This is a genomic window from Arthrobacter ramosus, from assembly GCF_039535095.1.
In the GTDB taxonomy this organism is placed as follows: Bacteria; Actinomycetota; Actinomycetes; order Actinomycetales; family Micrococcaceae; genus Arthrobacter; species Arthrobacter ramosus.
In genome coordinates, this window is the sequence record NZ_BAAAWN010000001.1 from 4,042,689 (window position 1) to 4,060,863 (window position 18,175).

The following is an 18,175-nucleotide window of genomic DNA, read 5'->3' on the forward strand; positions in this document are numbered from 1 at the left end:
TCAAGATGCACCCACGCATCGAAGGAGAAGCGCCATGAGCACTACCACGGACAAAGGATCGGGCCGCGGACTGGAGGTCCGGTCGATCGACTACGTTCCATTGAACGAGCGGCACGGCAAGGTCTCGCACATCGGGCCGTTGTGGTTTGTCAGCAATGCCCAGATCGCCACCCTGGCGGTGGGGCTGATCAGCATCACCACCGGCGGCAACCTGATCTGGTCGCTGCTCGCGATCGCCATCGGGGTGCTCGTCGGCACACTGTTCATGGCGGCGCACTCCTCGCAGGGCCCCCAGCTCGGCCTGCCACAGATGATCCAGTCCCGGCCGCAGTTCGGCTATATCGGCGCCCTGCTGGTTTGGCTCTTCGCCTATCTGCAGTACGCGGGCTTCAACATCTTCAACACCATCCTGGCCGGCCAAGCCATCGCGGAGTCGGTGAACTTCGGATCCCAAAACCTGTGGTTCTGGGTGGTCACCATTCTTGCCGTCGTCATCGCCTTGTTCGGCTACGACCTCATCCACGCGTTTGAGCGCTACCTGACGTACCTGACCATCGTCATGCTGGCGCTGCTCACCATTGCAGCCGTAAAGCTGGCCATACCCGCCGGTGCATACAACCTGGCCGACTTCCATCTGGTGCCGTTCCTGGGTCAGCTGGGGGTTGCGGCCGGCTACCAGATCTCCTGGGCCATCTACGTCTCGGACTACTCCCGCTACCTCCCGCCGTCCAGCGGACGGGGCACCTTCCGGTGGACGTTCTGGGGCAGCGCCCTCGGCGGCATTTGGGTGATGTTCTTGGGCGCCTACATTGGCGCCGCAGCCGGGGAGAACTTCGAAACCATCGGCTCGATCAAATCCACGGCCGACCAGCTCTTCGGCGGATTCGGCGGCATCGCGCTGTTCGTCGCCGCGTTGGGCTTGCTTTCCGTGACTGCCTTGAACATGTACGGAGGATCGCTGACCCTCATATCGTCCATCGACAGCCTGCGGCAGATCCGTCCGACGCTGAGGATCCGGATCATCACCATCTCCATCACCGCCCTCATTTCCGTGGTCCTGGCGAACCTTGCCTCTGCCGACTTCCTCGCCAACTTCAACGACTTCCTGCTGCTGGTGCTGTACTTCTTCATTCCGTGGACCGCGGTCAACCTCACCGACTACTTCATCGTCCGCAAGGGCCACTACGCCATCGCAGAGATCTTCAAGCCGGACGGGATCTACCGACGCTGGGGCTGGGCCGGCATCATCTCCTACCTCGTCGGCTTTGTGTTGATGATTCCATTCTTCTCCGCCGGCAAGCTCTTCGTCGGATTCATAGCCCATGCCCTTGACGGCGCCGATATCTCGCTGTTTATTGGGCTCCCCGTCTCCGCTGGGCTGTATTGGCTGATGACCCGGCGTATCGACGTCGAGGCAGAGACCCGCTTGGCCAAGGCAGAAGCCGACGCCCTGGAGGCGGCCGCGCACGACCACATATTGCCGTAGCACCGTTCTAGACGGGGATCACGCGGTGGCGATGACCGTGGACGTCGCCAAAACGTTGCCGGACTTGTCCAAAGCCTCGACGGCGGCCCTCGGCGCGGCGGCCACCGCCGTCGACGTTTCAAAGCCCCGACGCGGAACCGTCACTGCCTCGGACAGGGACCCGGGGCCGGCTCCGGTCAGGAACCTCCACTTGGCAACCTCGGTTGCGCCGTTCCAGCTGGTGTAAAGCTGCATGGTGGACCCATTGCCGGGCACCGCGGCCAGGTCGGGGACGGTGTCCGGCCGGCCTGTCCATGGCGAGCGGTAGGTGCGGTAAGAGGCGTCGCCCAGTCCTGTCGCCTCGAATACCGCCTTCCCATCGGGAGTGAATTCCGTAGCCGCGGGGTCCGCTCCCCAGCCCACCAGGACGTGCCCGTTGTCCAGGAACTGCAGGTTCCCTTCGGCGTCGCCCCGGTGGCCGCCCCTGCTGAACTCCTGCCTGACGACGGCGGTGCGCGCCTTTTCGTCAACGGAGAGGAGAAGCCCGCGCGACGTCCCGGTGGTCCCTTGGTTGTAATGGTTGTCGAACATGCTGATGATGCCGTTGGGCCGGCGTCGAACATCATGCTGCCAAGCGAAGACAGCTTCCGGAGTCATCGAGAAGTCGCTGCGTTTCCCGCCCAAACGCCAGCGGATCTTCCCATCCGAGCGGCCGATCAAATAGGCGGTGTGCGTGTGGCGGGACGAAACAAGGAGTGCGTCTCCGCTCTCGTCCACGGAATTGAGGTGGAAAGGATCGAACGCTTTCGTGGCGTCGGAGCCGTCGGCCTTGGGGTTGTCGGACGGGCGCACATAGGACTCAGTCAGGTCGATGTGGTCCGAGGCCGTCCAGTCGAAGAGGACCTTAGCGGAACGGATGCCGATTTCCTGGACATGGCAATCAAACATGTAGCCCTGCGCAGGTCCGCCCACCGACGTCAGGTCGTGCTGGACGGTCGGGTAGGAGATCATCAACGCCGTCCCGGCGGGGGTGATGGTGAACTCATGCAGATCCGCTTGGAGCCCGTTGCCTGTGTTCACTTCGGCCACGGTGCGGTAGTGGACGTCCCTAACGACGCCCTTTCCTGCACCATGTCCACCGGTTCCGATTCCCGTCCAATAAGTCAGTACCGCTTGGCCTTCGAAGGCTTGCACGCGAAGGTCCGTTACGCCGGAACCTGTGGGTTCCATCCATATCGGTTCCCCGTGGTTGTCCATGATCAGCCCGTTGGTGCCGTGGCCCATCGGTCCCACGAACAGCAGTCCAGCGCCCGTAGGCCCGGTAGCCCAACTGGCAACGCGGGCAGCGGTCAAAGCGGTGGAAACGAAGCTGCGGATCGCAGGGGCGGAAGCCGTGCTGCCCGCCGACGGCGAGGGTGACGCCACCGGCGTCGGTGTGGCTGCGCTGACCGGGGCCGTGCCTCCGGGCAATACGCCTGTCCTGGCGATGCCGAGTCCGGCGAGCAATCCCGCGCCTGCCATCCCCGCACCGCCAAGGAACCCGCGCCGGCTCAACCTGAAGTGGGACTCACGGTCGTCCCGCTCACCACTCCCAGACTCCGTATTCTGCTCCACCCCCTCAGGATAGAACCGGAACACAGTGCGGAAACCGGACAGAAGCTGCAAGTTTGCTGTAAGAGGGCGGGGCGGGAACTCAGTGTGTGGTGCGGGCTGTCCGGGCGTCACGCAGAGCAGGATTATCGGCTGGCTTGGGCGTGCGCGGCTTCGTAGTCCTGGTCTCTGACGGGTTCAAGCCACGTGGCGCTCTCCCCGTTGTCGTGCTCCACCAAAGCCAGGTGGCACATCATGTTGTCTTGGGTGGCGCCGTGCCAGTGTTCCTCGCCGGGCGGCGTGTGGACCGTGTCCCCTGCGCGCATGAGGATCACACTCCCGTCCCGGCTAGCAACGAATCCGACGCCGTCGGTGCAGTGCAAGGTCTGGCCAAGGGGGTGGGAATGCCAGTTCGTACGGGCGCCGGGGGTGAAGCGGACCATCGCCGCCACGAGACGCGAAGGGGCCTCGCCGTTGTGGAGGGAGTTGAGGTAGACATCTCCCGTGAACCTCTCCTGCGGGGCTTTGGCCGTGGGGGTAGGGGGAACGAGCTTCATCGTGTCTTCCTTTCGCTAGTGCCGTGATTGACTGATTCAAGAAAACCAGTCCCCGCGTCCGCGTGGGAGTGCCTGTTATACCGGGTACTGCCAGTGCCTGCTTCAGTAGCCTTGGGCTTCTTGGATGGTGATGGCGATTTTCCCGCGCACTTTGCCGGCGTCGAAATAGCGCATGGCGTCCGGAACCTGCTCCAGAGGATAGCTGCGGTCGACAGTCGGGGTGAGGGTTCCGGCGTCGATGAGCCCGGCAAGATATTCGAGGTCTGCAGCGCCTTGCGTCGCCATGACCATGGCGAACCGCTGACTGATGAACGGAGACAGCGCCAGTGCCATGAATTGCCTGTCCATACTGCCCGTCCAGGAGCCGCCTTCTTCGCCGCCGGTGATAACGGCCGTGCCGGTAGGGGTGAGAGCCCGGCGGAGGCGAGCCAGGGTGGGGTTTCCGGCGATATCCAGGATCAGGTCATAGTGTTCAGTGCCGTCGGCGAAGTCCTGCTTGGTGTAGTCGAGGACGTGGTCGGCGCCGAGCGAGCGCACCAGGTCCATTTTGGCTGTACTGCAAACGCCGGTGACCTCGGCCCCGGCTGCTTTGGCGAGCTGAACAGCGTAACTGCCTACTCCGCCCGAGGCGCCAAGGATCAGCACCTTCTGTCCCGGCGCTACCTGGCCCGCGGCGCGAAGAGCCTGCAGCGCAGTGCAGGCGGAAACCGGGACCACCGAGGCCTGTTCGAAACTGATGTTCGCCGGTTTGAGCGCGAGCTGGCTTTCGCGGGCCGTCGCGTACTCGGCGAAAGTGCCCTTCCCGACCCCGAAGACGTGGTCCCCGACGGCGAACCGGGTCACTGCCGCTCCGACCGCCATGACCGTGCCTGCCAGGTCCAGCCCGGGGACGGGGTTTTTCGGGGCGCGGATGCCGAAGGCCAGGCGCAGCGCGTAGGGCAGGCCCCGGGTTACATGCCAGGTCCCCCGGTCGAGGCCCGCGGCGTGGACCCGAACCAGCACCTCGTTTTCGGCAATCTTCGGCGTGGGAATCTGCGCCATGTGCAGGACGTCGGCGGAGCCGTAAGCCTCCTGCACGATGGCCCGCATCGTGCCGGACGCATGCGGCTGCGCCGCGGGCGAGCCGCCCGAAATCGGAGTCTCCGCAGCATGCTGACCAGAGGTCATGGCCGTTCCTTTCCAGTCAATGGGGTGCGTAGCTTTTCGTACGCTGTACTAAAAGAGATTATCGTACAATGTACTAAACCGCTAGAGCCCAAGGAGTCCCGATGCCGGACACTGCACAGCCCCTCCCCCGGCGGCGCCTTCCGCTGAGCCGCGAAAGGGTGCTCGGCTGCGCTGTGGATCTCGCCGACGAGTCCGGAATCGCAGCGCTGACCATCCGCTCGCTCGCCCAAAGCATGGAAACCAAGCCCATGTCGCTCTACTACTACGTGGCCAATAAGGATGAGATTCTGGATGGCATCGTGGACATGGTCTTCAGCGAAATCGAACTTCCCTCCCCCGCGGGCGACTGGCGGGAGGAAATGTACCGACGGGCCCACGCGGTGCGCAGCGCGCTCAAACGCCATCCGTGGGCGGTCGGGCTGCTGGAAAGCCGTTCATCCCCGGGCGAAGCCAACCTGCGCCACCACGAAGCGACGCTGGCGACTTTGAGGGCAGCAGGCTTTTCCGTTCAGATGACAGCCCATGCCTACGCCCTGCTCGACAGTTACATCTACGGATTCGCGCTACAGGAAGCCGCCCTGCCTTTTGACGGCCAGGACACCGCCGCTGAGATCACAGCGCCGATCGTTGAACGCTTTTCGACCGGGCAATACCCCCACATGATCGAGATCGCCACCGAACACGTCCTCAAGCCCGGCTACGATTTCGGGGACGAATTCAACTTCGGGCTAAACCTCATCCTCGACGGCCTCAGCCGCTCGATGAGGTGAGCTAGAGATGCCCAGCGAATCCGAAACCACACCCGGTCCCGTTCTTGGTTCACGTTCTTGGGACACGCGCTGTTGTGTGGTCGGCGGTGGACCGGCCGGCATGATGCTGGGCTATCTGCTGGCCCGCGCCGGCGTCGAGGTGACGGTGCTCGAAAAGCACGCCGATTTCTTCCGTGACTTCCGGGGCGACACCATCCATCCGGCGACCACCGACGTACTGGCCGAACTGGGTTTGTTGGAAGAGTTTCTGCGACTGCCGCACACAGAGATACCGGAACTTCGCCTCGGCATCGACGGACAGACCTTCGGGCTGGTGGACTTCCGGCACCTGCCCACCCGCTGCAAGTTCATGGCGTTCATGCCGCAGTGGGACTTCCTGAACTTTCTGGCCGCCCAGGCCAGGCAATACCCCGCCTTCCGACTGGAAATGAGTACCGAGGCAACCGGTCTGCTGCGCCGCGGCGACCAGGTGATCGGCGTACGGGCGCGCACCGCCCAAGGCGATGTGGAGATCCGCGCAGATCTCACGGTTGCGTGTGACGGCCGGTTCTCCGTTATCCGGGAACACGCGGACCTGCCTGTTCGGGAGTTCGCGATGCCGATCGACGTGTTGTGGTTCCGCGTGCCACGCAGCCAGGATGCGCCGCCGACCCTGGGCTACCTCGGCGGCGGGCAGATCGTGCTCGCCATCGACCGCGGCGACTACTGGCAGTGCGGCACGATCATCGGAAAAGGAACACTCACGCAGGTTCAGGCCGCGGGCCTGGCCGCGTTCCGAGACCGGGTGGCACATGCCGCACCATTCCTGGCCGCCGGCCTGGCCGCGCTGACCGACTGGGACCAGATCAAGCTGCTCTCGGTGCGCTCCAATCGGCTGCGCCGCTGGTACCAGCCCGGCCTGTTATGCATCGGCGACGCCGCGCACGCCATGTCACCGGCCGGCGCCGCCGGCGTGAATTACGCCATCGCCGATGCCGTCGCCACGGCCAATCACCTCGCAGTACCGCTGCAAAGGGGCACCATCGCCGTCGCGGACCTCCAGCGCCTGCAACGACGACGCGAACCCGCGGTACGTCTTGCACAGGCCTTGCAGCGACAGCAGACCCGCCAGCTCGCTCGCCTCGCCCAAACAAACCCACCCATCCAACTCATGCGGCTCATCAGCCACATGCCACCGGTCAAACGTCTACTGGGCCGCATCGTCGGCCTCGGCTTCCGTCGCGAACACATCCGCAGCCCTCATCACGCCAGCCAGCGGTAACCCAATGGTGGATCTCCGCTCCGCTGAGGCTCATGAAACCACGGGGGTGGATGTGACGTGGGTGACAAGAGTGGTGTTTGGTGCGAAGCTTGTCACGCCGAGTTGACTTTTCTGTCAACTCGGATCTTATTGATCCTCAGGGAGGTTTCGTGAAGAAGATTCTTAGCGTTTCCGGGACGTTGTTGCTATTGCTGAGTGCGGTCTCGGCAACAGCGCCGGCGGCAGTTGCCCAACCATCTCCGTCCGCTAATTGGCATGCGGAGAGGGTCTGCGCCGATGTCCCAAGCGGCGCTGCGTCGTGTTTTGCGCTCAAATACGTCGATGATTCGACGGCCCCGGCGAAGGCGCTGGCGCAAGGAGGACAAGCCAAGCCCGCTTCGAGCACGCCGCCCGCCACGGGCAAGACCCCTGCGGATATACAGAGCGCCTACAACATCGCTGGCCTCAAGTCCGGCGGCCGGACCGTCGCAATCGTAGATGCCTATGGGTATCCGAACCTTGAACGCGATCTCGGCGTTTACCGCTCACAATTCGGTCTTCCGGCATGCACGGTCAGCAACGGCTGCCTCACCATCAAGGACCAAAACGGCGGCAGCAAGCTTCCAAGGTTCAATTCCGGATGGGCCGACGAAACCGCCCTCGACGTCGACGCCGTCTCGGCAGCGTGCCCGGACTGCAAGATCCTCGTTGTGCAGGCTACAACGGCCAGTATCAGCGATCTTGGTACAGCCGTGGCAACGGCCGCCAAACAACCAGGCGTCGCGGCGATTTCCAACAGCTACGGCGGCGGGGATTCCTCAGACTCCAGCTACGGCGCGTACTACAACCACCCGGGCATCGCCGTAACGGCGTCAACCGGTGACAACGGGTACTCCGGCTCGTCCTACCCCGCTTCCTCGAGTTACGTCACCGCGGTGGGAGGCACATCGTTGGTCAAGAACACCAGCACACGCGGGTGGGGCGAGTCTGCCTGGTCCGGCTCGGGATCCGGATGCTCAAGTGTCAATGCCGCGTTGCCGGCAGCAGCTACGTTCGGCACGGGATGCGGCAAGCGCGCCTCTGCGGACGTCGCCGCCGTCGCAGATCCGCAGACCGGATTGGCGGTCTATGCGCCGAGCAGCAGTACCACCTCGTCGTGGGCCCAGTATGGAGGCACGAGCTTGTCCTCACCGCTGATCGCAGCCGTGTATGCGCTTTCCGGAAACTCCGGCAGCTCCACGGCGCTGGCCAACTCCCTCCCGTACACAAACTCCGGGACATTCAATGACGTCGCCTCGGGTTCGACGGGCAATTGCTCCACGAGCCAATGGTGCCTGTCCGGCACCGGATGGGACGGACCCACGGGCGTCGGCACTCCGAACGGGGTCGCCGGCCTCTAAGTTATGCAGCAATGACTGAAGGGCAGCGTCACGCCGAGCAGGTTTTCGGCGCCACCAACGGACCGCAAGCCCGGGATTCCGGGGCTTCGGCGAAGTCCGGGCGACAAAAAAGTGCGTGGCGTGACGCGGCCCAGCAAGCACCCCTAGTGCTTCAGGTTCGTCAGCTCCTGCAGAACCTCATCCGACGTCGTGATGATGCGGGCGTTCGCCTGGAAGCCGCGCTGGGCCACGATCAGGTTGGTGAATTCCTGGGAGAGATCCACGTTGGACATCTCCAAGGCTCCGGCAGTCAAGGTGCCGAGTCCGGCGTCGCCCGGGGCGCCCAACTGGGCGGCGCCGGAGTTGGCGGTGGCCACGTACGTCGAGCTACCGGCTTTCTCTAGGCCGCCGGGGTTGGTGAAGCGGGCGAGGGCCACGCGTGCCAGAACCTGCTTGGCACCGTTGCTGAACGAGCCGATGAGCGAGCCGTCGCCGCCGAGAGTAAAGGACTCCAGCTTGCCTGCCTCGGAACCGTTCTGGCTGCCGACCGTAAGTGTGCTCATGGCGGCGAAGCCGGTAACAGTGGACATGTCCACTGTTATGCCGCCGACGGTCATGGCACCGCCCGAGGTCAGCGCGCCGTTCGCGAACGTAAGTGTCGAGTTGCCTGTGGCGCCGTTCGCATCTGCCCCGGCCACATCCCAGCCGCCCGCAGATCGGCTGAACGTCAGCGTCAGGCTGCGGGAGGCACCGTCGGCGCCGAAGATCTTGACCTGGCGCTCGACGCTGGTCCCCACGGCTACGTCGGACGGCAGATTGCCGTCCAGCGAGGCCTTGGTGGTGGCGACGGCGGCCGACGTCGTGTTGGGCGAGAGTGCGATCGGGCCAACGGGACCTCCGAGGTTCACCGCACCGTTGGCGGCGGACCAGCCCTGCAGGATGCCGCCGTCGGGGCTAACGAGGCGGCCGGCCGCGTCCATGTCGAAGGCACCGGCGCGGGTGTAGAGCTGCTGGCCGGCCTTGCTCGTGATGAAGAACCCGTCGCCGGAGATCATCATGTCAGTGGCTCGCCCGGTGTTCTGCGATGAACCCTGGCTGAAGTTGGTGCTGACTCCCGCCACGCGCACCCCGAGACCGATTTGGGCGGGGTTGGTGCCACCGGTTTCGGCCTGCGGGGCGCCCGCGCCCTGGGTCATTTGCGACAGCGTGTCCTGGAACTGGGTGGAGGAAGCCTTGAAGCCGGCCGTGTTCACGTTGGCGATGTTGTTTCCCGTGACGTCCAGCATCGCCTGGTGGGCACGGAGGCCGGAGATTCCGGAGTACAGCGAACGAAGCATGGTGTTGCCTTTCTTCGGGTGGTTCGGGGAGATTGTGGAGCGTCAGGCGGCGGGCGAGGATGTTGCCGTCATCCCGCTGATCGAATCGAGCGGAACGTTCACTCCCCCGACCGCCACGGTGGGGGTTCCGGCCGCAAAGGAAACCGAGCTCGCGACGCCCGATCCCTTCGTCCCGTCCGCGAGCGCGTAGCTGACGTTGTGGCCGATGATTTGTGCCGCAGCACTGCGCATCTGGAGCGAAAAGCTCTCCTTGGCGTCGGTGGTGAGCTCCGTCATTTTCTCCATCATGGACAGCTGGACGGTCTGGCTCATCATCTGGTTGGTGTCCATGGGGGCGCTCGGGTCCTGGTTTTTCAGTTGTGTCACCAGCAGGGACATGAACATGCTCGAATCCATGGTCTGCGCGGGTTTGGGCGCGGTGGTTCCAGCGGTGGTTCCAGGCTGGACTCCGCTGCTTGCCGCGATGGCTTGGATGGTCACTATTGGCTCTCCTTCATCAGACGAGAATGTCCAGGCTGCTGGTACTGCTTCGAGGAAGTACGATGGCGGTCCGCGGCAGGCGAACCGACTCGCCGTCGCTGCCCCGGGGAAAGGCAGGGCTTTCCGCCGGGCGCCGGTCCCGGGGGTCCGAGCCGCCCGCACCGGCATCGGCGGGAGCGTTGCGTTCGGACAGGTCGAGGCTGGCGCCGAAGCCTGACTCCCCGAGTCCCCGCCGTAGTTCCGGCAGGATGCTGCGGACAGCCTCACGGCCGGCGTCTCCGGGGGCGAACAATTCGATCCGCACCCCTGCGCCCTCGATATGCGCCCGGACCGTCAGCGGACCGAGGTCTTCCGGGGACAGCTTCAAGATCATGACGTGCGCGCCGGGCGCTGCCGATGCCAGCGAGAACAGCGGCCCGGACACTTGGGGCAGCAGTTTCGCCGGGTCTGCCTGGGGTGTGGGCGTTGCCATGCCTGGCGCGGCTGTCGATGGGGCTTGCTGGAGTGTCGAAGCGGGCTGCACCAGCCCCGGAATTCCGGCCTGAATCCCCGCGGGAAGCCCGGGTATCGGGGCGCCCGGGGCGGCCTGCCCGAGGACCGGCTGCGGATCCTGTTGCGTCGCGGGTTTCCCCGTGGGAAGTACGACGGCGGTGCCGGACTCGTGTGACCGGGCTGCGGTCACGTTGACCCCGGGTTCGAGGCCAGCGGGCATGGGGTTGGCAGGCAGGGTGCCAGCCGGCTGCGGGCTATTGGGCAGCGGGCTGGTCGGAATCGGACCAGGCTGGGGTGAGCTTTGACCAGGGTTCCCGACCGGCGCAGCCCGCACGGTGGGAGTTGGGATCACGGGCGCCGGGGAGGAAGTAACAGCCGGCGCCGCCTGAGTGCTGCCCGCAGGCATCCCAACGACAAGACTTGCTGTTTCCGAGGTGCCAGCAATCGTTTTGGCTGGGGCTGTACCGTCAACGACACCTTCTTTGACCGGCACAGCAACGCCCGGTCCGCTCGCCTGCAAAGCAGCGGTCTCCGGGGCGACTCCGGCCATCGCGAGTCCGCCCACAACAGCGGCCACCGCACTGGCCGCATCAACCGCACCCACCGCACCCAAAGTGTCAGCCGCATCAACCGTGTCCTTGGCGACCTTCGATGCTTCCGGTTTGGCGGCTCGGGCGACCGTCCCGGGGCTGTCGGCGGCAGGCTTTCCCTGGGCGCCGCCGTCGGGCGCTTGCTGTGTGGTCCCATCGGAGGTCTTCGAGTCGGACGCCAGCACGCCGTTCATCACGGCCTCAAAACCGGCGGCGGCGCCAGGCTGCGGCACAGTCGGAGAGCCGGAAACGGCCGGACGCGGAGAAGCCGCGCCGGCGGGGGGCAACTGCATCACGAGCCTCCCGCGGGGACAATGCGGCGGATGGCGGTCAGATTGGACTGCTGTTCCCACGCATCGCGGATCTGGATGGTCTGGCCGGGCACGGGCGCGTCGATCGCTTTGCCATTACCGAGGTAGATGGAGATGTGTTCGCCGCCGAAACTGACCAGCAGGTCGCCGGGCTTGGCTTGGGCCAAGGACGCCACGGGGGTGCCTTGCCGCATCTGGTCGCTGACGACGCGCGGCAGGTCGACGCCGAGATCCTTGAAGACGCGCTGCACGAAGCCGGAGCAGTCCATGCCCACCGAGGGGTTCGTGCCGCCCCAAACGTAGGGCACACCCACGTATTTCTTGGCGTCGGCCACTACGGCATCGCCCGTGACAGCGCCGGTGCCGGCACCCGAAAGCGCCCCCGTGCCCGCGGTACCGGAGAGGCCCGTAAGGCCGGAGAGGGCGGCAGCGCCGTCGAGCCCCGAAGAAGAAGCAAGCTGGCTCACGTCAGGCGTCGTCGTGCCCCCGACGGCGGAGCTCAACGCTTGAGCGAAGGACGCCGCGTCCGTGGAAGAGGCGGTGCCCGCGGAAGAGTCCGTTGTCCCTGTGGTCGCGGTCTGTGGGCGGACGCCTTGGCTCAGTTGCTGCAACATCGACTCGATGCTCTGGATGCGGCCGATGGCCTCGGTCATGCTCATGAGGTGGCCTTCCGGTGCCAAGCGGAGGACGCGATCTCGTCCAGGACCCCTTGCTCGGCGCGTAGCGCGGAAGCCTCGAAGGCGGCTCCATGGCGGGTTTCGAGCTTCTCGAGTCCTACGGCGCGACGCTTGGCTTCGGTGTATTCCGCGCGGGCCTCTGCGGCTTCGGCCTCCGCACTGGCGGCCAAGGCGTCAAGCTCGGCCAACATGCTTTGCGCGGACGCGCGGGAGGCCGCGATGGCCAAGAGCGACGCGGAGCTTCCAGCGGCTCCGGCGGACTCGGCCAGCTCCTCCCGGGCCGTGGCCCGGCGGGATCGCAAGGATGCGGTCCGGGAGTTGGCGCGGGCCAGTCCACTGGCGGCGGCGTCCTGCTGTGTCTGGCGCAGGCGCAACAGCCCGGCCAGGGAGAATTGACGGTTCACGCGGCTCCTTCGAGGCTTGCTGAGAGGCGGAAGAGTTCCGGCCAGGACTCGCTGTATGGTGTGGATTCGTCCATGCTCTGTTGCAGGAATCCATTGATGGCGGCTTCGTGCTCCAGTGCCGCGTCAACCAAGGGATTGCTGCCGCGGTGGTAGGCGCCGACGTCGATCAGGTCCTGGGCGCTGCGCCGCGCGGCGAGGACCCTGCGCAAGGAGGCCGCGAGCGCCGTGCGGTCAGCGGAGTTGACCTTGGAGGCCACACGGGACACCGATCCAAGGACGTCCACCGAGGGAAAGTGCCCCGTGACGGCGAGCTTCCGGTCCAGGACCACGTGTCCGTCAAGGATGGAGCGGGCGGCGTCGGCGATCGGTTCGTTGTGGTCGTCGCCGTCCACGAGCACCGTATAGATGCCCGTCACGGAACCGGTTTCGGCGGTCCCAGCGCGTTCCAGGAGCCGGGCCAGCACGGAAAAGGTCGACGGCGGGTAGCCGCGGGTGGCGGGCGGCTCACCGGCGGACAGGCCGATTTCGCGCTGGGCCATGGCTACGCGGGTGAGCGAATCCATCATGAGCACCACGTCCTGGCCGGCTTCGCGGAACGATTCGGCAATCCGGGTGGCCGTGACGGCGGCGCGCAGGCGCATGAGGGCAGGCTCATCGGACGTGGCAACAACCACCACGGAGCGGGCCAGGCCTTCGGGGCCCAGGTCGTCTTCCAGGAACTCGCGCACTTCACGTCCGCGCTCCCCCACCAAGGCAATCACGGAGACTTCGGCATCCGTGCCGCGGGCGATCATGGACAGCAGCGAGGACTTCCCGACGCCCGAGCCCGCGAACAGCCCCATGCGCTGGCCGCGGCCAAGAGTGGCCATGGTGTCCAGGACGCGGACGCCGGTCTGCAGCGGGGTGTCCACCCGGGCGCGGTGCATAGCCGACGGCGTTTCATTGTCGAGAGGGACCATGGGGCTGGCGGGCAAGGGGCCTTTGCCGTCGATCGGACGCCCGAGCCCATCCAAGACGCGCCCGAAGAGGCCGCGGCCGGTAGGGACCAGGATGGGAGCGCCCTTGGAACGTGCCGGATCTCCCGCGGCCACCCCGGTCAACCGTCCCAGCGGCATGCATCGCACGGCGCCACTGACCGAAGCGACCACTTCGGCGTCGAGCCCCGGCGCCTCGCCCACGGTCACCAGATCCCCCACCGCGCAGTCCAACCCGGAGACCTCCAGGCCGAGGCCCAGCACGGACGTCACGGTGCCCACTCGCTGCGGTGCCGCGGCGGCGAGGGCTACGCGGAAACGGTCCGCGTGCGGCCGGTACCCGGTAATGCTCATGCGTCGTTCCCCAGCAGGGCTGCCTTGGCCCTGTCCACAGCGGTGCTGAGCCGGGCGTCGAGCCAACCCTGCGGATATTCCGCGATCGCATCGCCGGGGTTCAGTGCGGCATCGGCCTTGAGTTCAACGCCGGCCACGCTCCCGACGTCGACGGCGTCCAGCGCGGCAAGGTCCGCCGGGTGGAGGCGGACAGTGGTTACCGTTTGCACGTCGGAGACCGTTGCCAGGGCTCGGGCCAACGCGGCGCGGGCGGTGTTCCCGCCGTCGTTGAGTTCGTAGCCCAGGAGGGCTTCGGCAAGCTCCATCGCGCTGGCTGCCAAGACGTCCTGCGCTTCCTCCAACACAGCGCCGCGGCGCTGCTGGGACGCGGCGGCGGCAGCTTCGAGCACGCGGACGGCTTGCGCCACAGCCAGGCGTCCGGCGTCGAGCATTGCGCGGTGTTCGGCGTGAAACTGTTCGCGCAGACGGCGCTGTTCCGCAGCTGCAGCCTGGATCCCGGCTGCGTAACCTGACGCGTGTCCTTGGGTGTAGCCCCGGTCCTCCTTGCGCGATCGCGCGGCCGGCTGGATGTCCGGAAAGACCACCCGCTGGAGTTCAGCCTCAGTAGACATAGTCGTCTTCTTCGCCGCGCCGGACGACGATGGCGCCTTCGGCTTCCAGCTCACGGATGGAACGGACAATTTCTGCCCGGGCCTCTTCAACCTGGGAGGCGCGCACCGGCCCGGCGGAAGCCATCTCGGCTTCCAGGATTTCGAGGTTGCGGCCGGAGACGTTGGTGCGTACGGCCTCGAGCACCACTGCTGGGGCACCCTTCATGGCGACAGCGAGCACTTCGGCATTGACGCCACGCAGGATCTGCTGGATGTCGCGGCGTTCCAATTTCACGATGTCCACGAAGGTCAGCATCCGGGCGCGCACTTCCGTGGCCAGCTCAGGGTCGAGCGTTTCCAAGCCTTCCAGCACGGAGCGTTCGGTGTTGATGTCGGAGCGGTTGATGATGTCAACGAGGGGCTGGATGCCCCCGACAATTTCGCTCGACTTCCTTTGCGACATGACGGCCCCGGCGCGAACCTTGAGGGTCTCGGCCACGATGCCCACGGCCTCCGGCGAAGCCATTCCCATCGTGGCGATGCAACGGGCCACCTCGCTCCGCTGCACGTCGCCCAGGCCGGCCATGACAGCGGAAGCCTTGCCCGGCCGCAAATGAGCCAGGATCAAGGCAATGGTCTGCGGCATCTCGCCGTCGATGAGGGCCAGGAGCTGGCCGGAATCCATCATTTCCAGGAATTCGAAGGACTTCCCGGCCATGGTGGACGCGAGACGGTCCATGAAACCGGCCGCTTTGTCCGCGCCGAAGGACGCTTCCAGGAGGCCGACGGCGAATTCCTGGCCGCCGCGGGCCGTGCGGCGTCCGCTAACGGCAAGGTCGTGGAACTCGGTCATGACGCGGTCCGCCACGGATGAGGAGACGCGGCGCAAGCGCACGATCTCGGCGGCGATGTCCTCGGCCTCGGACTCGGAGAACTGGGTCATGACGGAAGCTGCGCTGCCAGGGCTCATCTGCATCAGAACCACGGCCACCTTCTGGGCACCGGTCAAGCCGCTTACGTCCAACTCCCCGGCCCTCATACCGACTGCCTTTCATCCATGAGCCCACGCAGGTAATCGGCGGTCCGGGCCGGGTTCTCGGCAACCATGGCCTCAATCTGGGCCCGCCGCCGCTCACCGTCGAGAGCCTCGGCGCCTGGTATCGGCAACGCATGCATCGGCAACGCCGGAACGGGATGCGCAGGCGGCAGTTCGATCGCCGTCGTGGCGGGCGGTCCTTCGAGCGCCGGTGTGGAGACGGCTTGGGGCAGCATTTCGTAGTCAAGCCGTTCGCCAAGGTCAACCGGTTCGCGGCGCTGCCGGCGCCGCAGGAGGATCAGCACAAGCACAATCAGCGCTACCACTGCCAGGAGGATGCTGCCGGCCAGGATGAGCGTGTTCATCAAATCCGACTGCTGCTTGGCGTCGGCTTGCGCTTTGGCCGCGCCCAGTGCTTGAGCCGCCGCGTCTGCAGCCGATGTACTGAAGGGCAGCACTTCAACCGTCACTACGTCGCCGCGGGTGGGGTCGACGCCGGCCGCGGAAGTGACGAGTGCCTTGACAGAGTTGACGTTGAGTCCCGCCGCCGCCGACTGGTTGATGGCGACTGAGATGGTCTGGCGTTTCACGGCGCCTTGCGGAATAGTGCGGTCTTCCGTGACCTTGTTGACGGCGTTGTTCTTGGTGGTGTCGCTGGAGTCGAAGGTTCCATTGCCGTTGGTTCCGCCCGGCACGGCAATGTTGTCCGGACCAAGGACACCGGAGGCGCCGCCGCCGGTTCCCGTGTACTTCTCGGTCTTGGTGGTCTCGCTCAGCGGAGAGGCATCCTTGGCTGTGGAGAACGTCTCGCTGCGCTGCTGCGCGGACTCGGCGGTCACGTCGGCGGCGACGGCGACGGTGGCGTTGCCCGGTCCCACTACCCTGTCCAGCACGGCCTTCACCGAGTCGGACGTGCGCTGTTGGTAGTCGGCGGCTTGCTTGGACGCGGAACCAGTGGCTCCCCCTCCCACAGTGGAGAGGACGTTGCCTTGGGAATCCACCACGGTCACGTTGGTCGGCTTCAGGTTTTCGATCGCGGCGGACGTCAAGTGCACAACCGCCTGGACCTTATCGGCAGACAGGGTGACACCCGGCTGCGTTTCCACGAACACGGATGCCGTGGCGTCGGGAGCCTTGTCAACGAACACTGTTTTGGCCGGAATGGCCAACTGCACGGCCGCTGTCTTCACTCCGTCCATGGCCTGGATGGTGGTGGCGAGTTCGCCCTCGAGCGCGCGCTTGTAGGTTACCGACTGCTGGAACTCGGACGAGGTCACGCCAAGCTTGTCGAGCAGTGAATAGCCGGTGGCCGCGGCCGCCGGAAGGCCCGCGGCGGCTGCTTTCAGCCGTTCATCGTTGACCTTGTCATCGGGAACCAGGATGGTGGAACCGCCGTTGCTGAGCTCGTACGGGACATTGTCCTTGCGCAGCTGCTCCACGATCCCGTTGGCGTCCGTGTCCTTCAACCCGGAGAACAAAGGCGAGTAGGACGGCTTGCCCAACCACGCTGACAGGGCTACTCCGCCGAGCACCAGAACGGCGATGCCGATGATGGCGATGGTGCGCTGCCCGGCAGTGAACCCCTTGAATCCATCGCCCATCTTGCGGAAGAAGGCGGCAATCTGTGGAGGCATCAGGCCTGCATCCTCATGATCTCGTTGAACGCGTCAACGCCCTTGTTCCGTACCGTGGAGACAAGCTCCATGGTGATCTGGGCGCGGGTGGCAGCGATCGTCGCCTTGTGGATGTCGTCAAGGTTGCCCGTCACCGCTGATACTGCCAGCTGGTTCGACGTCGATTGCAGGGACTGGAGGTTGTCCACGGCACCGGTCAGCGCCGTCGCAAAGCCGTTGCTTCCCGCCGCCCCGGCGGTTCCGCTGACGTTGCCGGTGCCGCCCAGGTACCCGGTGCCGGTGACGCCCTGCACGGAAAGCCCCCCGCCGCCTTGAATTGCGCCGATCGGGTCCAAAGCCATCAGGATTTTCCTATCTCAAGCGCTGCCTGGTAAGTCTCACGGGCGCGGTCCACCACTTGGGCGTTGGCCTGGTAGCCGCGTTGCGCCACAATCAGGGCACCCATCTGTTCGGCGAGGTCGATGTCCGGGTAACGGACATAGCCCTGGGCATCGGCAAGCGGATGGTCAGGCTGGTACACGAGCCTGCCGGTTGCGCTGCCTTGGGGGGTGCTCTTGACGTACACGCCGTTTCCGTCGCTGCCCTCGGCGGCTTCGACGTAGCGGGCTTGGAACGCCTTGCCGCTGGTGCGCGTGACGGTATTCATGTTGGCCAGGTTGTCGGAAACGGCGTCGAGCCATTTGCGGTGGACAGTCAGCGCGGAGCCGGCAATCCCGATCGCGTCGAAAGTCATCAGCTGGTCCTCATGGCTGTGCGGAGTGCGGTGAATTGCTCGCCGATGGCCCGGGAGGCGAACTGGTAGCGCAAGACGGTGTCCACATTCGAGAGGGTTTCGGTGTCCAGGTTCACGTTGTTGCCGTTGAGCTGGGTGGGTTCCTGGGAGGTAGTGACTGTGGGCGCGGCCTGCCCGTCTCCGGCGCTCACCGAGGCCGCAAGTGCGTCCTCGAACTGGACCCTTTTGGCGTGGTAGTTCGGCGTGTTGATGTTGGCGATGTTGTTGGCAATGGTGCGCTGGCGCAATGAGAGCCCGTCCAGGGCGCTACCAAGGGCAACAGAAGTCACTGACTCGAACACGACGGCCTGCCTTCGCGAATAGTATGAAGAGGCCGATCCGTGGCCGTGCATCGA

19 protein-coding genes are annotated in these 18,175 nt (G+C 65.6%); 4 read left to right on the forward strand and 15 right to left on the reverse strand.

What is annotated here, in order from left to right:
• The first annotated feature begins 34 nt into the window (after positions 1-34).
• Positions 35-1,486, forward strand: a complete 1,452-nt coding sequence (locus ABD742_RS18630; RefSeq protein ID WP_234751472.1) for a purine-cytosine permease family protein — start codon at positions 35-37, stop codon at positions 1,484-1,486.
• Between the two features lie 18 nt (positions 1,487-1,504).
• Here the strand turns inward: ABD742_RS18630 and ABD742_RS18635 are convergent, their stop codons facing one another.
• The 3 genes from ABD742_RS18635 to ABD742_RS18645 form a co-directional block, all read right to left on the reverse strand.
• On the reverse strand, positions 1,505-2,986 hold the full coding sequence (locus tag ABD742_RS18635) for an arylsulfotransferase family protein (RefSeq protein ID WP_344788731.1): 1,482 nt from the start codon (positions 2,984-2,986) through the stop codon (positions 1,505-1,507).
• 215 nt (positions 2,987-3,201) lie between these two features.
• Positions 3,202-3,612 (reverse strand): (R)-mandelonitrile lyase, encoded by a 411-nt coding sequence (locus tag ABD742_RS18640; protein WP_234751470.1) that lies wholly within the window; start codon positions 3,610-3,612, stop codon positions 3,202-3,204.
• Positions 3,613-3,714: 102 nt separating this feature from the next.
• The gene (locus tag ABD742_RS18645) at positions 3,715-4,779 is read right to left on the reverse strand and encodes an NAD(P)-dependent alcohol dehydrogenase (protein ID WP_234751469.1); all 1,065 of its coding nucleotides are present in this window, start codon (positions 4,777-4,779) and stop codon (positions 3,715-3,717) included.
• Between the two features lie 101 nt (positions 4,780-4,880).
• Between ABD742_RS18645 and ABD742_RS18650 the strand changes: the two genes are divergently transcribed.
• From ABD742_RS18650 to ABD742_RS18660, 3 genes are all read left to right on the forward strand, one after another.
• Entirely contained in the window at positions 4,881-5,549 is a 669-nt protein-coding gene (locus ABD742_RS18650; RefSeq protein ID WP_234751468.1) for a TetR/AcrR family transcriptional regulator, read from the forward strand.
• A 7-nt stretch (positions 5,550-5,556) separates the two neighbouring features.
• Positions 5,557-6,810, forward strand: a complete 1,254-nt coding sequence (locus ABD742_RS18655) for an FAD-dependent oxidoreductase (RefSeq protein ID WP_234751467.1) — start codon at positions 5,557-5,559, stop codon at positions 6,808-6,810.
• Positions 6,811-6,959: 149 nt separating this feature from the next.
• Positions 6,960-8,189, forward strand: coding sequence for a S53 family peptidase (locus ABD742_RS18660; protein ID WP_234751466.1), 1,230 nt, complete (start codon positions 6,960-6,962; stop codon positions 8,187-8,189).
• Between the two features lie 143 nt (positions 8,190-8,332).
• Here ABD742_RS18660 and ABD742_RS18665 read toward each other — a convergent pair whose 3' ends face one another.
• The 12 genes from ABD742_RS18665 to ABD742_RS18720 are packed head-to-tail and all read right to left on the reverse strand — an operon-like array spanning position 8,333 to position 18,121.
• Entirely contained in the window at positions 8,333-9,505 is a 1,173-nt protein-coding gene (locus ABD742_RS18665; protein ID WP_234751465.1) for a flagellar hook protein FlgE, read from the reverse strand.
• A 42-nt stretch (positions 9,506-9,547) separates the two neighbouring features.
• Entirely contained in the window at positions 9,548-9,985 is a 438-nt protein-coding gene (locus ABD742_RS18670) for a flagellar hook assembly protein FlgD (protein ID WP_234751464.1), read from the reverse strand.
• 16 nt (positions 9,986-10,001) lie between these two features.
• On the reverse strand, positions 10,002-11,360 hold the full coding sequence (locus tag ABD742_RS18675; protein ID WP_234751463.1) for a flagellar hook-length control protein FliK: 1,359 nt from the start codon (positions 11,358-11,360) through the stop codon (positions 10,002-10,004).
• A complete protein-coding gene (locus ABD742_RS18680) occupies positions 11,360-12,037 on the reverse strand; it encodes a C40 family peptidase (protein ID WP_308193854.1) in 678 nt (225 codons plus the stop codon). Before ABD742_RS18680 ends, ABD742_RS18675 begins: the two co-directional genes overlap by 1 nt.
• Positions 12,034-12,459 (reverse strand): flagellar export protein FliJ, encoded by a 426-nt coding sequence (gene fliJ / locus ABD742_RS18685; protein ID WP_234751461.1) that lies wholly within the window; start codon positions 12,457-12,459, stop codon positions 12,034-12,036. Before fliJ ends, ABD742_RS18680 begins: the two co-directional genes overlap by 4 nt.
• Positions 12,456-13,787 carry a FliI/YscN family ATPase gene (locus ABD742_RS18690; protein ID WP_234751459.1) on the reverse strand — a complete coding sequence of 444 codons (1,332 nt, stop codon included), beginning with the start codon at positions 13,785-13,787 and terminating at the stop codon, positions 12,456-12,458. The genes fliJ and ABD742_RS18690 overlap by 4 nt, the downstream gene beginning before the upstream one ends.
• Positions 13,784-14,398: a FliH/SctL family protein gene (locus ABD742_RS18695; protein WP_234751457.1), complete on the reverse strand. Its 615-nt coding sequence runs from the start codon at positions 14,396-14,398 to the stop codon at positions 13,784-13,786. The genes ABD742_RS18690 and ABD742_RS18695 overlap by 4 nt, the downstream gene beginning before the upstream one ends.
• Complete coding sequence (gene fliG / locus ABD742_RS18700) at positions 14,388-15,416, reverse strand: flagellar motor switch protein FliG (protein ID WP_234751456.1); 1,029 nt, start codon at positions 15,414-15,416, stop codon at positions 14,388-14,390. Before fliG ends, ABD742_RS18695 begins: the two co-directional genes overlap by 11 nt.
• Positions 15,413-17,047 (reverse strand): flagellar basal-body MS-ring/collar protein FliF, encoded by a 1,635-nt coding sequence (fliF, locus tag ABD742_RS18705; RefSeq protein ID WP_234751455.1) that lies wholly within the window; start codon positions 17,045-17,047, stop codon positions 15,413-15,415. Before fliF ends, fliG begins: the two co-directional genes overlap by 4 nt.
• On the reverse strand, positions 17,047-17,388 hold the full coding sequence (fliE, locus tag ABD742_RS18710) for a flagellar hook-basal body complex protein FliE (RefSeq protein WP_234751454.1): 342 nt from the start codon (positions 17,386-17,388) through the stop codon (positions 17,047-17,049). Before fliE ends, fliF begins: the two co-directional genes overlap by 1 nt.
• The gene (locus ABD742_RS18715) at positions 17,388-17,780 is read right to left on the reverse strand and encodes a flagellar basal body rod protein FlgC (protein ID WP_234751453.1); all 393 of its coding nucleotides are present in this window, start codon (positions 17,778-17,780) and stop codon (positions 17,388-17,390) included. Before ABD742_RS18715 ends, fliE begins: the two co-directional genes overlap by 1 nt.
• Positions 17,780-18,121 carry a flagellar basal body rod protein FlgB gene (locus ABD742_RS18720; RefSeq protein ID WP_234751452.1) on the reverse strand — a complete coding sequence of 114 codons (342 nt, stop codon included), beginning with the start codon at positions 18,119-18,121 and terminating at the stop codon, positions 17,780-17,782. Before ABD742_RS18720 ends, ABD742_RS18715 begins: the two co-directional genes overlap by 1 nt.
• Positions 18,122-18,175 lie beyond the last annotated feature (54 nt).